Consider the following 13856-nt stretch of genomic DNA (forward strand, 5'->3'; position numbering starts at 1 on the left):
TTCGGGCGAAATGGCTCATAACAACCCTCTTGAGAACTACTCTAAGTAGGGTAAGCATTTCCTTTCGCAGAAAATGCTTCACGGAAGCTGCCTTGCGTCGCCCCCGACCCCATTGACATGGGGAAATGCGGGGTCGGACATCACCGCACAGAGCCCATGAGGTGTTGGCGAGCGGCTTCACACCCGTTTTTCTTCACTCACACATGGAAAGCTGGTACCGCTGTGTCTACCCCAGTTACTCACGAGTCGAGCGCCCACGCACCGGCAGCCGACGCTGAGGCTCCCCCCGCCTCAGCATGGCGCCGCCAGGCCTTCGGCCTCATTTTGGGCGTCGTGCTTGCGCTGATCGTTTATTATCTCTTCCCGGAATCCGCGGCCGACACCGTGAACAAGGCCTATCCGGATGCCGAGCAGCCCTATACCTACCAGGCGCTGCGCACCACCGCCGCTGGTGCCGTACTCATGGGCGCATGGTGGATGACGGAAGCCATCCCGCTGGCCGCCACCGCCTTGGTTCCTCTCGCGCTATTCCCCTTGGCGCAGCTGGTGGACTTCGGTGACGTTTCCGGCCAGTATGGCAACCCCACCATCTTCCTGTTTATGGGTGGATTTATCCTGGCGCTCGGCATGCAGCGCTGGAACCTGCACCGGCGTCTGGCACTCAGCGTCGTGCTTATGGTGGGCACCAAGCCCAAGCAGCTCATCGCCGGCTTCATGATCGCCACCGGGTTCCTCTCTATGTGGGTGTCCAATACCGCCACCGCCGTGGTGATGTTGCCCATCGGCGTGTCCGTGCTGGCGCTCACCGCTGACCAAGTCGGCGGCCAAGACAAGCAGAAGAAGTTCGCCACGGCGCTGATGCTCGCCATCGCCTACTCGGCCTCGATTGGTTCCTTGGGCACCATCATCGGCACCCCGCCGAATGCCCTGCTGGTCGGCTACATGTCCGATAACCACGACGTGCACATCGGCTTCGGGCAGTGGATGATGGTCGGCGTGCCGCTGGCCGCCGTGTTCCTGGCCATCGCCTGGTTCGTGCTCATCAGCGTGTTCAAGCCGGAGATCAAGGAGATCCCCGGCGGGCGTGAGCTGATCCGTAATGAGATCAAAGCCATGGGCCCGATGTGCCGCGGCGAAAAGTATGTGGGCCTGATCTTCCTCATCACCGCCCTGTCCTGGATCTTCATCCCCATCATCATCCGCATCAGCGGCTCCGCGCTTAATATTGCCGACGCCGCCATCGGCATGACCGCAGCGCTTCTGCTGTTCATCGTTCCCGCCAATGCCAAAACCGGCGTGCGCCTCATCGACTGGGAGACCGCCAAGGAACTCCCCTGGGATGTGCTGCTGCTCTTCGGTGGTGGCCTCGCGCTGTCCAAGATGTTCTCCGTCTCCGGACTCTCGCTGTGGATTGGTGAGCTCGCCCGCGGCCTCGATGTGCTGCCCACCGTCCTGTTCATCTTCGTCATTGCCGCTGTGGTGCTCGTCCTCACCGAGTTCACCTCGAACACCGCTACCGCTGCGGCCTTCCTGCCCATCCTGGGCGGTGTGGCCGTGGGTATTGGCCTCACCAGCCTCGGCGGCGAAGAGAACGTCCTGCTGCTGACCATCCCGGTGGCACTGGCCGCCACCTGTGCCTTCATGCTGCCGGTGGCGACCCCGCCGAACGCTATCGCCTTCGGTTCCGGCTATGTGCGCATCGGCGAGATGGTCAAGGGCGGTATCGGGCTGAACATTATTGGTCTCTTCCTCATCACCGCCACCGTGTATCTCCTCGCGGTGCCCGTGTTCAACCTTGTGCTGCCCTAGCTAGCTGCTTCGGGCAACGCGCCTAGCAGGCAGAAAGAAACCGGCAAAAAGCCTCATGAGCAGGCAACTTGCCGGTTTCTTTGCTGGGGGTGTAATGTATTTTCTCGTTGCACAGCACCGAGAGAAATCTCAGTGACGTGGACTGCGCCCGTAGCTCAACGGATAGAGCATCTGACTACGGATCAGAAGGTTAGGGGTTCGAATCCCTTCGGGCGCACCAACGGAAACCCAGTTCATCCACCTGATGGACTGGGTTTTCTGGCGTTTCAGGGCGAGGGGCGTGCGGGCCCACAGCGCGCTGCGGGCCCGCCGTGGCCGCTAATCCTCGCTCGGCAGTGGTGCGGGGGCCTCGAGCAGCTCGATGCGGGCACCGAGGTTTTCGGCATGAATGAGCTGCTGCACCCAGGCGGCGCTACCCGGCTGGACGCGCAGCACCGGGCGGGAACTAATCTGCGTGGAGTTATTCGGGGTGGAATTACTCCGCGCCTCAAAGCGGACGCGGGAGCGATACCCGAAATCCACCAGCTCGCCAATATTCGGCGCGGAGGTGGTGAGATGCGTGCGGGCGTCGTTAAGCAACTCCAGCGCCTCATCCAAGGCGGTGAGCACTGCCTCGTGGTTGGTCTCGCACATGGCGCGCACCAGCGAGGGCGCCGAGCTGGCCACACGGGTGCCATCGCGGAAGGAACCAGCGGCCAGCGATAGGGCGAGCGGGCCGCCATTATCGCCGACCACGGCGAGGGCCTCGGCGAGCAGGTGGGGCACATGCGAGATGCGTGCCACCGCGGAATCGTGGTGATCGCTCCGCGCCGGAATCACCTCCGCCCCCACCTTGCTGGCCATGCGCACGCAATCCACCCACAGCCGCAGCCAATCCTCATCCACAGCCTCGGGATGCTCTGCTGCGTAGTCGAAGGTAATCACCCACGCGGCCCCCTTGAAGAGGTCATCGAGGGCGGCCGACCAGCCGGAATCGGCAGTCCCGGCCATGGGGTGCCCACCCACATAGCGGCCCTCCATGCCGCGGGCGCGCACCTCGGCGAGCACCGCAGATTTCACACTCACCACATCGGTGATGCCGCAAGACGGGGCGTAGCTAGCGATGGCATCGAGCATGGTGCCGATCGCCGGCATCGGCACCGCCAACACAATCAAGGCGCCTTCCTCTTCCGCACGCTCAAGAGTGGGCTCGAGCTGCGAGGAGACGTCATAGCCCTCATCTTGGGCCGTAGACACGGCGGAGGGGGAGCGGTTAAAGCCAAAGCAGGCGTGGCCGGCGCGGTGCAGATCGCGCAGCAAGGAGCCGCCGATCAGCCCGAGCCCGAGGATACAGACGGGGCGAGAAATGTTATGGGGGATCATCCGACAAGTGTGGCACAAAACGACTACGGTTACGTGGTATGAGTGCCGATCGCGTCGACTTTTCTGTGGTGGTTACCCTCAACAACGGCCAATGGCAGGTGCAGCGCTACAAAGATGACTTTGAAAGCCTAGACACCTCCATCGCCGCCGTGCGCAGCCTCCGCGCGGAAGGCCCAGCCTTCGCCCTGCTGTGCAGCGAGGACGATTATTTCATTATCGTCCGGCCCACTCCTTCGCGAGTATTCGCCCTGCTCTCCGATGCCACCTACGCCCTCGACGATGACCTCGCCGAGGATGTGCTCAATGAGCTCGGCATCGACCTGCCGGATCTGGACGAGGACGAGCTCGATGACGTCGACCCGTGGGCCGAAGGCGATTTCACAATTTTGGAGGACGTCGGTCTGTCCGAGCAGGTGATGGACGTGATCCTCGACGATGATGAGCTCTGGCCCTCCGAGGCAGTGATGAAGATCGCCGAAGAGCTCGGTTTCGAGGAACAACTCGCCGATGCCACCGGCCTCGAGCTCTCCTAAGGGCGCGCTGCCCGAGCCGCAGTACCTTGAGCAGGCCCGCGCGCTCATGCGCCGCGCCCTCGCGGTGGCAGCGGATACACCCGCCGGGGACGTTCCCGTGGGTGCGGTGATTGTGGACCCGCTGGGCCGCGAGGTGGCGCGGGCAACGAATCGTCGAGAAGCCGATGCCGATCCCACCGCCCACGCCGAGGTAATCGCTATCCGCGCCGCCGTCCAGCAGCTCGGCGATGGCTGGCGGCTCGAGGACTGCACCCTCGTCGTCACTCTCGAGCCCTGCGCCATGTGCGCCGGCGCGGCCATCGGCGCCAGGGTGGGGCGCATTATCTTCGGGGCCTATGAGCCCAAAACCGGGGCCTGCGGATCCGTCTATGACATCCCTTTAGATCCGCTCACCGTGCACCATCCGGAGCTTATTGGCGGCGTGTTGCGAGAAGAATGCGAGGGGCTTATGCAGGGGTTTTTCCGTAACCTACGCAATGGTGGGTAACAATTGGGTCTCAAAAGCAACCCGACGTGGCGCGAGAGGGATTTCACACCTATTGTCGGTGATTGATAAACGTTCACCAACGGAAGGAGACTCTATGTCTGATTTTGAAAACGCAAAGGACGACCTCGTAGGAAAGGCCAAGGAAGGCTTCGGCGAGGCTACCGGTAACGACGACGTCAAGAACGAGGGCAAGGCCGAGCAGGTTAAGTCCGAGGTCAAGGACAAGGTTGAGGAAGCCGGCGAGGCCATCAAGGACAAGGCCAACGAGGTTTTCGGTAAGTTCAAGAACTAAAAAGATCGCACCGGCGCCACTGTTTCAGTAGCGCCATGATGATCAGCTAGATCCGCTGCGCGCGGCCACTGCACAACGGTGCTGCGCCAGCGGATTTGGTGTATCTACGCACCCGCCCGTAACCTATTACGCGGTGGCGTGTCCGAGCGGCCGAAGGTGCTCGCCTCGAAAGCGAGTGTAGGGTAATCCCCTACCGAGGGTTCAAATCCCTCCGCCACCGCGCGATGAAGCTCCCGAGAGATCCTGTACAGGATAGCTCGGGAGCTTTTCTCTATCTCCACCCATTCTCTGGGAGTGGGCTCAGATCGGGGTGGAGAGTGGGGTTATGCCAGCTCATATGGGGTAGGGTCGCTCGGTTGCTGGGGGTGATCGGCGGCGGCTGGGAGGGCGGCAGGGATCGCTGCGTGCCCGTGTGTGGGTGATATTGGCCCCACCCGGCTCTAACTGGTTATAAACACTATCCCCACGGGCTATATCCAGGTAGGCTAAAAGGTGACATTAAGCCACGTGATTGGGAAGGCGATACACGATGAGCAAAGAGCAAATTATTGTTGCTGCCGTAGATGGCTCGGAGGCCTCCAAGACCGCCGTGCGCTGGGCTGCTAACACCGCTATGAAGCGCGGCGAGCCTCTTCGTTTGGCCGCAAGCTATGCCATGCCCCAGTTCCTCTATGCAGAGGGCATGGTGCCGCCGCAGGAGCTTTTCGACGACCTGCAAAAGGAAACTCTCGAGAAGATTGAAGAAGCCCGCGCGATCGCGCACGAGGTAGCACCCGATATCAAGATCGGGCACACCATCGCTGAGGGGTCGCCCATTGACATGCTGCTGGAGATGTCCAAGGACGTCACCATGATCGTCATGGGTTCCCGCGGCCTGGGTGGGCTGTCCGGCATGGTCATGGGTTCGGTCTCTGCCGCAGTGGTCAGCCACTCCTACAACCCGGTCGTGGTGGTCCGCGAGGACAGCCAGGTGCTGGATTCCACCAAGTACGGCCCCGTGGTCGTTGGTGTGGATGGCTCGGGAGTCTCGGAAAAGGCCACCGCCTACGCTTTCGCCGAGGCAGATGCCCGCGGCGCTGAGCTGAACGCAGTGCACACCTGGATGGACATGCAGGTGCAAACCTCCCTCGCTGGCCTCGCCGCTGCCCAGCAGCAGTGGGCGAGCGTGGAGCGGGAGCAGGCAGAAATGCTGGATGAGCGTCTGGCTCCCTTCATTGAGCGCTACCCGAACGTGAAGGTGAACAAGATCGTCACCCGCGATCGTCCGGTACGCGCCCTGGTGGATGCCGCCGAAGGCGCCCAGCTGCTCGTGGTGGGCTCTCATGGCCGCGGCGGCTTCAAGGGCATGCTGCTCGGCTCCACCTCGCGGGCCCTGCTGCAGTCCGCCCCGTGCCCGATGATGGTGGTCCGCCCAGACTCCGATCCTGATTAAAGCCAAACCTAATATTAAGGTTTGGACACGATTTGAGTGCGCAATGTCCTGTGGCTAGCTTTTAGAGTTTTTGCTCTGTAAAACAGGTAGGAGCACCATACAGCTAATGTATGACTAAAAGTTATTGATGCCCGCACACGGCGGGCATCACAAAGAAAGGACATAACATGCTCGGACTTGGATTCTTTGGTTGGATCATTATCGGCGGCCTCGCAGGCTGGATTGCCTCTAAGATCATGGGCACCGATGCTCAGATGGGCATTGGCATGAACATCCTCGTCGGTGTGGCCGGCGGCCTCATCGGTGGCCTGATCCTCGGCCTCGCCCTGGACGTTGAGTCCGGCGGCTGGTGGTTCAGCTTCTTCACCTGCTTGCTGGGCGCTGTGCTCCTCCTGTGGGTTGTGGGCAAGATCAAGAAGAACTAGTTGATCCCGCTCACAGCCTCCTTCCAGAGGATGTGACAGCGAGATCATACTCAAAGCCGTCGGGGCGAACCCGGCGGCTTTTCTCATGCGCCAAGCGCTGAAGATACACCCCAGCACATGTGCCCATAGCTGGGCAGATTCGCGCTCTCGTCGATTCGCTACCACGGCCCGCCGCAAACACGATATGCTGCTAGGAGAGATATAAAACAGACCGGTGCGTCTATATCGCGCAGGGGTGGCGCTCAGCGCACTAGAACCTCTCGTGTGGCACACAGTAAGGAAGGGTGAGCGGAAAAAGCGATGGCAGCAGCAAAGGGTGCAGGAACCAAGAAGCCTGGACGGGCGCGGCGCAAGAATCGCCCGAGCCCACGGGAGCGGCTCCTCGCCAGCGCCACCGCGCTGTTCACCACCGAGGGCATCCGCGTGATCGGCATTGATCGCGTCCTCCGTGAAGCCGATGTGGCCAAGGCAAGTCTTTATTCACTTTTCGGCTCTAAAGACGCCCTCGTGATCGCCTATCTCGAGGCCCTGGACCAGGACTGGCGGAATGATTGGGAAGAGCGCGTCGCCGATTACGAGGATCCCGAGAAGAAAATCCTCGCCTTCTTCACCAAAGCCATCGAGGATGAGCCAGAAAAAGACTTCCGCGGCTCCCACTTTCAAAATGCCGCCAGCGAGTATCCCCGCCCCGAAAACGAATCCGAGCAGGGCATCATCAACGCCGCTTTAACCCATCGGGCATGGATGCATGAAACCATGACTGCGCTATTGACCGAGAAAAACGGCTACCCCAGCGAGTCCTTGGCTAATCAATTGCTCATCTTCCTCGACGGCGGTCTCGCCGGGGCGAAGCTCACCCACGATATTGCGCCGCTGCTCACCGCCCGCGACCTAGCGAAGCAATTGCTCGGCGCACCGCCCGCCGACTACGCCATTTAGCGCTTATCGACGCCTAGCTCTGCCGCGGTCGCCGCGGCTTATTCACATCAGCCATACGGTGCCTCCCGTGATGGGGCTTCAGGTGCCGCATCACGCGCTGCTTGGGGCCGGTGGCCGTATCCTTCCGTCGTAGCACATGCGAGGAGGGCTCTGTGCGCCGCGTGGGGCGCTGCGCCGGCTGCGGCGCCGGGGTGCTGGTGTTCCGCTTCTGCTGCGCCTGCGGCGACACCCGTGTTGGCTGCGCCGGCTGCGGCGCTGCGGACTGTGCGGGCGTATCCGCTGCGCGGGTGATCTCCGCCATGGCGGGTACTGTGCGCGGCGCGTGCCGACGCGTGCTGGCAGTGGGGGCGCCCATCGTCTCCTCGTCGAGCCGCAGCGTGATCATCCGGGGCTTCGGCTTCTGGGTGGCCGCCGGCTTCTGCTTTTCCGGTTCCTGCTGTTCGGTATCAGGGGCGGGTGCTGGCTGGGGTAGTGGCTCGCCGCGCTTGAGGGCCCGCTTATGTTCTTTTTTCGCGGTGCGCAGCGCCTTGGAGGCCTGCTTGGCTTGGGCCTTGGCTTTGGCTACCGCCTCGTCATAGGCTTTGCCCCGCTCTTCGATCATGGCGATCTCTTTGCGCAGCTGCTCCCGCTTGGATTGGCCGGCGGTGAGGCACTGCAGGCGGCGTCGTCGCACGCCCCATTTCCGCTGCCGGAAAAAGGCTTTCTTCTTGCGATAGTTCTCGCGCCCCTGGTCGCGGTGGGCGATGAACTCCTCGCTCAGCGGGTAGCGGTAGTGCATGATCGCCATGGTGGTCATGGACTGGGTGAGCGTCCACAGGTTGTTGCCAAACCAGTAGATGGCGATGGCCACGGGGAAGGGGCCGAGCAGGCCGAAGTAGATGGGGAAGATGGCCGCCATAAACATGAAGGGCAGCATGAACTTCTGCATCTTCACCGCGCTCGGGGAGTTGAAGTCCAAGGTGAAGTAGTTGCGGATCGAGGCGGTGACCATGTTGATCGTGGTGAACACGGAGGCGCAGATCACCAGCGGCAGCACGAAGCGAAACACCTGGTCGTGGCTGGTGTTGAGCAGATCAAACTGCTCATCAGACATAGCTACGTAGGAGGCGATGGGCACATCGCGGATGCGCACCTGCAAAAAGCTCGCCATCTCCTCGGAGCTGAGCATGCCGATAGGCGGGTGGTGGGCAGATTCGATGCCATCGGAGGGCCGCGCCATACGCAGCATGAGCCGGTAGAGGCCAATGAATACGGGGATCTGGATGAGTGCCGGCACGCAACCGGCCGTGGCCGAGTACTGATTCTCCTTGTAGAGCTGCTTGCGTTTGCGCTTCTGCTCTTTGAGTTTGACGGGATCGGTCACCAGCCCGTATTCCTTGCGCAGCGCCGCGAGCTGGGGGCGCAGCTTATAGGACATGCGGCTGTTCTTCTGCTGTTTCCAGAAGAAGGGGAAGATGGAGAGTCGGACGGTGATAATCAGGCCGAAGATGGTGAATAGCCAGGCGCGGGATTCGTTCAACCCGAGCCCATCATGAAGCAGGATATGCCAGAGCTTCATTACCCCAGAGACGGGGAATACGAGAGCATCAACCATCGAATTCTCCTACTGATAATAAGTATAAAATCTCCCTCATAACTCTATAGGTTTCGTGGCCTGTTCCCACCCCTGGGCTGCAGCTGTGGCCGGTGAGTTGTCTGAAAACACATCCCATGTCTGCTGCTCAGCCGGCCTCGAGCGGGCAGGGCGCGCGGTGTGAATAGTGCTCTCCTTGACACACTGTCTTAAAATGTTCATCTATGAGCGCCCCTGTCCCTGAATCTGGAAGGCCGGTGCAGGCTCCCCGCCGGCCCCGCCCTGGTTGTCACCGTGCCCCGAGGTCTCATGGCCCCGGTGTCGTACAGATCCTTGGTGAGCTGCTACTGACCATCGGTGTCCTCATCCTGCTCTTCGCCTACTACGAGGCCTATTGGACGAATCTCGAGGCGGGCAAGAAGCAGGCTGCCGCTAATGAAGAGCTGGATCACCAGTGGTCGAATCCGCGGCAGAAGAAAGTGCCCGAGCTGGGCGATGCCTTCGCGCGCATGTATGTGCCGAGTTTCGGCTCGGACTATCACTTCGCCATTCTGGAGGGCACCGACGATCACACGCTGCTCTCGGGGCCTGGCCGCTATACCGAGACCGAGATGCCCGGTGAGGCCGGTAACTTCGCCATCGCGGGCCACCGCGTGGGCAAGGGCGCGCCCTTTAATGATCTCGGCAAGCTCAATACCTGTGATGCCGTGGTGGTGGAGACCCAGGACACCTGGGAGGTCTATCGGGTGCTGCCGATGGGTGACGGTGATCAGCGCACCGACTGTTTCACCCCGGAGCAGCGCCAGCGCATCGTCTCGGGCGACTATCACTCGGTCTATGGCCGCACTATCACCACCCCGACGAACGTCTCCGTTCTGGAGACCATCCCCGGGGTGACGGATGATGATCCGGACGCCCTCAACGCCGAGGCGCTGATGACCATGACTACCTGCCACCCGCAATTTTCTAATGCGGAGCGCATGATTATTCACGCCATGCAGGTGGCCCACTACGATAAACAGGGCGGATTCACCCCGCCGGAGCTGGAGGAACGCTAAATGTATGGATGGATCTGGCGCTTGCTACCCGGCCCATGGCCGGTGAAGCTCATTTTGCTCATCGCGCTTCTCGTCGGCGTGTTCTTCCTTTTGATGGACCTGGTGTTCCCGATGATCTCGCCGCTGCTGCCCTATAACGACGTAGCCGTCTAGGCCCTAGAGCCCGAGGTTGGAGATAACACTCTCCGCGATCGACTCGGGCTTGATGGTTTGTTCCTGATCGCTGAACACCACCACGCTGGTCGTGCCCTTCGCTACCGCGTACACCGAGTAGCCCTCTAGCCCCGACGAGCCGAGGCTGCCGCGCCCGCCCTGAAAACCGGCGGGCTGCTCGGCTGGCTCGGTGACGTCCACTGGCGCCGCCCAATCCACCACCTGGCGCGCGATGGCCTCATTTTCGTTATGGCGCACACTCACTAGCACCTGCGGCTTATCCCCATAGGACCAAAAAACGCAGGCAGGGGGATCAAAACGGGTATCCACGCCCTGATCGAGCACGCGCTGGCCATTGGTATTGGCCACAAATTGCGTATCCAGATAGGGGCATTGCTCGCCTGTGCCCCGGGCCACCTCGGGGAGGGTGTCCACTGCTAGCGCGGGCTGCACATCGCTTGTCGACGCCTCCTCGCTGCTGGCTTCCGCCCCGTCGCTTGCTGGGTCTGGGGCGGGGGAGGAATCGGTACATCCTGCCAGACCAAGGGCCACAACGGTGCCGAAAATAAGGGGGAGCTGGCGGAGGTGGCGAATAGTCACGAGGTCCATCCTTCGACTAGGGAGTGCGAATAAAAAAACTCAGCCCTCCACATTACTGGGATCAGTACGGTGAGGGGGCTGAGTTGGGCTCAGAGAGGGCGATCTACCTAAAACTCTACTTGGCGTGGGCCTCATAGTAGGCGTCGTAGACCTCTTGGGGGATTTTTCCACGAGCGGCGACCTTATAACCATTGTCTTGTGCCCACTTGCGGATCTCGCGGGACTGGTTATTCCGCCCTGTCGCAGCGGCGGCCTTGCGGCGGCCACGACCTGCGGTGCTCACGGCGCGGCCGGCAGTCATGTACGGCTGCAGGTCCTGGCGGAACTTGGCGGCGTTTTCTGCCGACAAATCCAGCACATACTCGCGACCCTCGACGGCGAAGTGGACGATATGGACGGCGTCTTCTTCCAGCGGGGTCTGATCGAGATCATCAAAATACTGGGTGACTTCTCTACGGGCCATGATGTTTCTACCTCTCCTCAAACGATTCTTCGTTTGCTGTGTTTGTTGTAGCTGTGTGCGGCGAGCTATGTATAGGGCATATCTGACACCGCGTGCTACCTATTGACAATAATACAAGAAGAATTATCTTTTGCAATTAATTTTAGACTAGAAAGCACTTCACGTATATATTTTATATGAGAACGCTATCCATAATTACTGAGCGAAACCTAAAGGCCCTAGAATTGTCCTAGCGAAAAAAATCGCCCACGCTGGCAAATCCCCAGTAAGAGGGGCCCAGCGTGGGCTGTGTACGGTGGCGGCGAGTGCCGCGAGACGGGCTTAAGACTTCAGCTTGGAATTGACCTCGTGCATGATCTGGTCGAGATCGCGATTAATGGAGGCATGGGAGCGACGGCGCTGCTCGACGGTCATAAATTCCGCGTTATCCACGGCGGCGTCCAGCTCCTTCAGGCGATCCTCGACATCCATCACAAAACCATGGGGCAACGAGGACTTCTCCACGTTGGCGCTGATTCCTGCGATACGGGCCTTAACGGCTGCGCCGTGGCCATTGAATTGGGCCAGCTGCTCCGGCGCGACTCCGAGCTTGCGGGAGCGCTGCTGAATACGCTGCTCCTTCGCCCAAGTGATACCGCGATAGACGAGCGGCAAGAGAAGCGGCGCCAAGGTGCGGGCGAAACCGGCATAACGCTGCGCGTTCTTTTTATTGAACTTGCCGGCCTTGAGCTTATCCAGCTCCTGCTGGGCGCGCTTACGCTCGTGCTTGCGCTTGTTCTTCATGCCCTTACGATCGGCCTTGAGCAGGTTCTTTTCCTGCTTAGCGAGGAGCTTATCGCGCTTGTACTCCAGCTTCGCGGCCTCCTTGGCTTCCTTCTTGGCGCGCGCCTTAGCAGCCTTGATTTCGGCCTTGGACTTTAAGCGTGCCTTTCGGATTGTGCGGAACAAACCCATGCTGCACTCCTTGTTGCATTGAGCCCCACAGGTGTGAGGCGTTGTCTTCTGCCGGTTGAGAATACCGTGTCTCTTTATTCTGCGCCCAAGTCTACAGTGTGTTTTCTCAGATTCCTCGAACGGTGCGGGCGGCAGGTGGGCGCGGATACACCCTCCGATACTGATCGCTGACAATACTGCGACCCTAGGCGCCGCGCTCTGCGTCGATGAACTGGCGATTCACAAAAGTAGGGGTTCCGGCCTTGGGGAAGCGGGCCTCTATACAACCACCGTGGGCGGCTAGGAGCCTGAGCGCTTGGCCCCGTCACTGCCTGCGGCGCTACAGCGCATAGCGTTCTGCCTCCACGCTGAGCTCGGTGGTGCCCCTGCTGGATGCCGGTGTGGGCGTTGCGGCAGCGGTGAGCGCGAAGAGGCCGCACAAGAGCGCCAGCACGGCGATTCCCGCCGTGATCTGGTGTGCCGGGGTGTGGGTGCGTGGGGCGGGGCCCTCGCGGGTGCCGGCCAGCACGGCCCGTTGGGCGCGCCGGGAGCTCAATAGCAGCGGCAAAAAGGCCGCGAGCGAGCCGGTGGCCACGATCGAACCCGCCAGCTTCAACCAGCTAGAGCCCAGTGGCAGCAGCCAGATCAGCAGGCCGCCATTGAGCAGGGTCCAGCGCAAGAGCCCTGCGGTCTGGAGGCGATACAGCCCAGCGCGGACCGCGCCCGGGCCGCCGCCCAGCATGCTGGGGAGCAGGAAGGAAAGGGTGCCGATCAGCAACTGGGCGGCGAAGCCCACGAGGAGCGCTAGGACGGGCAGCGCGGGGGACTGGCCGCGCAGCAAGATGGCGCTGAGAAGAGCAGTGGAGCCGATGAGCCAGAGGGGAGCGGTGGCCAATGCCAGAGAGGAGAAGGTGATGCGATCGCGCGGGGCGGCAAGCACTGTGCGCATCACGGGAATCCAGCTGAGCCAGCGCCCCAGCCAGCCGAGGGTGTAGAGGGCTAGACCGACGCCGACGAGCGGCAGCAGATGCAGGCGCAGCCCGCAGAGGGCAACGAGGATGCCGCCGCCGAGAATACCGGCGATAGGCCCATCGAAACGAAAAGAGCCCTGGGCGCGCCAGATGGTGGGGAAAAGCAGCGCGGCCGCGCCGGCCGCGGTCAGCCCGACGAAGCCAAAGATATTGGTGATCACGTGCCCGAGGATCGCGGTGGAGCCTGTTTTGGCGCTGAGCGTGCTGAACTGCGCGAGCGCGGTATCGAGCACGTCATAGGCAAAGACGCCCTGGGCCGCCACAAAGAGCCAGAGGGAAGGACCAAAGCGCTGCGGGCGGCGGGTGCTGCGGCGCAGCAGGATGAGGTGGAGGGCATTAGCCAGCACGCTGAGGGCGACGATCAGGGCCCCAAGGCTTAAGACGGGAGCGTCCCAGTCCAACGCTGGGGTGAGCAGCTGGCCGAGTAGCACGCCCACGATGCCGAGGTTCAGCCCGCCGATAATCCACAACCGGGTGCGGAAGGTGGCCGGTGTGGGACGCAGGTGCAGCAGCTGGTCGCTGAGCTGGCAGGACCAGATGAGAATGGAGTTGCTCAGCACCCCCAGGGTGAAGGTGTGGGTGAGCACCCACTGGTGATGCGGGATGATGGGGTGCGCCACGGAGATCAAGACAAGCGCGATCAGCCACACCGTGGCGGGCAGTGCCCGCTGCCGGCCGCGGCGGCTGCGGGTATCGGCGCGGGTCGACGGAGTGGGCAGGGGGAGCGCACCAGCATTCATAGCCACGAGTGTATCCGTGGAAAATG

Annotated in this window: 15 protein-coding genes and 2 tRNA genes; 11 read left to right on the top strand and 6 right to left on the bottom strand. The window is 61.6% G+C overall.

Annotated elements, in window-relative coordinates:
* The first annotated feature begins 222 nt into the window (after nt 1-222).
* Together KRX12_RS07210 and KRX12_RS07215 are read left to right on the top strand one after the other, a co-directional pair.
* Nucleotides 223-1809: a DASS family sodium-coupled anion symporter gene (locus tag KRX12_RS07210; protein ID WP_218364720.1), complete on the top strand. Its 1587-nt coding sequence runs from the start codon at nt 223-225 to the stop codon at nt 1807-1809.
* Nucleotides 1810-1953: 144 nt separating this feature from the next.
* Nucleotides 1954-2029: transfer RNA gene (locus KRX12_RS07215), tRNA-Arg, on the top strand.
* A gap of 98 nt (nt 2030-2127) precedes the next feature.
* Here KRX12_RS07215 and KRX12_RS07220 read toward each other — a convergent pair.
* On the bottom strand, nt 2128-3171 hold the full coding sequence (locus KRX12_RS07220; RefSeq protein ID WP_218366195.1) for a prephenate dehydrogenase: 1044 nt from the start codon (nt 3169-3171) through the stop codon (nt 2128-2130).
* Nucleotides 3172-3209: 38 nt separating this feature from the next.
* Here KRX12_RS07220 and KRX12_RS07225 point away from each other — a divergent pair, with 38 nt between their 5' ends.
* The 7 genes from KRX12_RS07225 (at nt 3210) to KRX12_RS07255 (ending at nt 7279) form a co-directional block, all read left to right on the top strand.
* Complete coding sequence (locus tag KRX12_RS07225) at nt 3210-3704, top strand: tRNA adenosine deaminase-associated protein (RefSeq protein ID WP_151530396.1); 495 nt, start codon at nt 3210-3212, stop codon at nt 3702-3704.
* A complete protein-coding gene (locus tag KRX12_RS07230; protein WP_218366196.1) occupies nt 3679-4191 on the top strand; it encodes a nucleoside deaminase in 513 nt (170 codons plus the stop codon). Before KRX12_RS07225 ends, KRX12_RS07230 begins: the two co-directional genes overlap by 26 nt.
* Nucleotides 4192-4285: 94 nt before the next feature.
* Entirely contained in the window at nt 4286-4483 is a 198-nt protein-coding gene (locus KRX12_RS07235; RefSeq protein ID WP_218366197.1) for a CsbD family protein, read from the top strand.
* Nucleotides 4484-4615: 132 nt separating this feature from the next.
* Nucleotides 4616-4703: transfer RNA gene (locus KRX12_RS07240), tRNA-Ser, on the top strand.
* 309 nt (nt 4704-5012) lie between these two features.
* Nucleotides 5013-5915, top strand: a complete 903-nt coding sequence (locus tag KRX12_RS07245; protein ID WP_151550317.1) for a universal stress protein — start codon at nt 5013-5015, stop codon at nt 5913-5915.
* Between the two features lie 167 nt (nt 5916-6082).
* Entirely contained in the window at nt 6083-6340 is a 258-nt protein-coding gene (locus tag KRX12_RS07250) for a GlsB/YeaQ/YmgE family stress response membrane protein (RefSeq protein WP_151550316.1), read from the top strand.
* A 300-nt stretch (nt 6341-6640) separates the two neighbouring features.
* Complete coding sequence (locus KRX12_RS07255) at nt 6641-7279, top strand: TetR/AcrR family transcriptional regulator (protein ID WP_151530402.1); 639 nt, start codon at nt 6641-6643, stop codon at nt 7277-7279.
* Between the two features lie 13 nt (nt 7280-7292).
* Here KRX12_RS07255 and yidC read toward each other — a convergent pair whose 3' ends face one another.
* Nucleotides 7293-8873, bottom strand: coding sequence for a membrane protein insertase YidC (yidC, locus tag KRX12_RS07260; RefSeq protein WP_218366198.1), 1581 nt, complete (start codon nt 8871-8873; stop codon nt 7293-7295).
* 203 nt (nt 8874-9076) lie between these two features.
* Between yidC and KRX12_RS07265 the strand changes: the two genes are divergently transcribed.
* Together KRX12_RS07265 and KRX12_RS07270 are read left to right on the top strand one after the other, a co-directional pair.
* Nucleotides 9077-9910 (top strand): class E sortase, encoded by an 834-nt coding sequence (locus KRX12_RS07265; RefSeq protein WP_218364713.1) that lies wholly within the window; start codon nt 9077-9079, stop codon nt 9908-9910.
* Nucleotides 9911-10063: a hypothetical protein gene (locus tag KRX12_RS07270; protein WP_218364711.1), complete on the top strand. Its 153-nt coding sequence runs from the start codon at nt 9911-9913 to the stop codon at nt 10061-10063.
* A gap of 3 nt (nt 10064-10066) precedes the next feature.
* Here KRX12_RS07270 and KRX12_RS07275 read toward each other — a convergent pair whose 3' ends face one another.
* The 4 genes from KRX12_RS07275 to KRX12_RS07290 all read right to left on the bottom strand — a co-directional run bounded on the left by KRX12_RS07275 (nt 10067) and on the right by KRX12_RS07290 (nt 13830).
* On the bottom strand, nt 10067-10663 hold the full coding sequence (locus KRX12_RS07275) for a DUF2020 domain-containing protein (RefSeq protein ID WP_370625559.1): 597 nt from the start codon (nt 10661-10663) through the stop codon (nt 10067-10069).
* 115 nt (nt 10664-10778) lie between these two features.
* On the bottom strand, nt 10779-11126 hold the full coding sequence (locus KRX12_RS07280) for an Lsr2 family protein (protein WP_218364707.1): 348 nt from the start codon (nt 11124-11126) through the stop codon (nt 10779-10781).
* 321 nt (nt 11127-11447) lie between these two features.
* Complete coding sequence (locus KRX12_RS07285) at nt 11448-12080, bottom strand: DUF6474 family protein (RefSeq protein WP_218364705.1); 633 nt, start codon at nt 12078-12080, stop codon at nt 11448-11450.
* 319 nt (nt 12081-12399) lie between these two features.
* On the bottom strand, nt 12400-13830 hold the full coding sequence (locus KRX12_RS07290; RefSeq protein ID WP_218366200.1) for a hypothetical protein: 1431 nt from the start codon (nt 13828-13830) through the stop codon (nt 12400-12402).
* Nucleotides 13831-13856 lie beyond the last annotated feature (26 nt).

Source organism: Corynebacterium sp. TAE3-ERU2 (assembly GCF_019209955.1).
Classification (GTDB): domain Bacteria; phylum Actinomycetota; class Actinomycetes; order Mycobacteriales; family Mycobacteriaceae; genus Corynebacterium; species Corynebacterium megadyptis.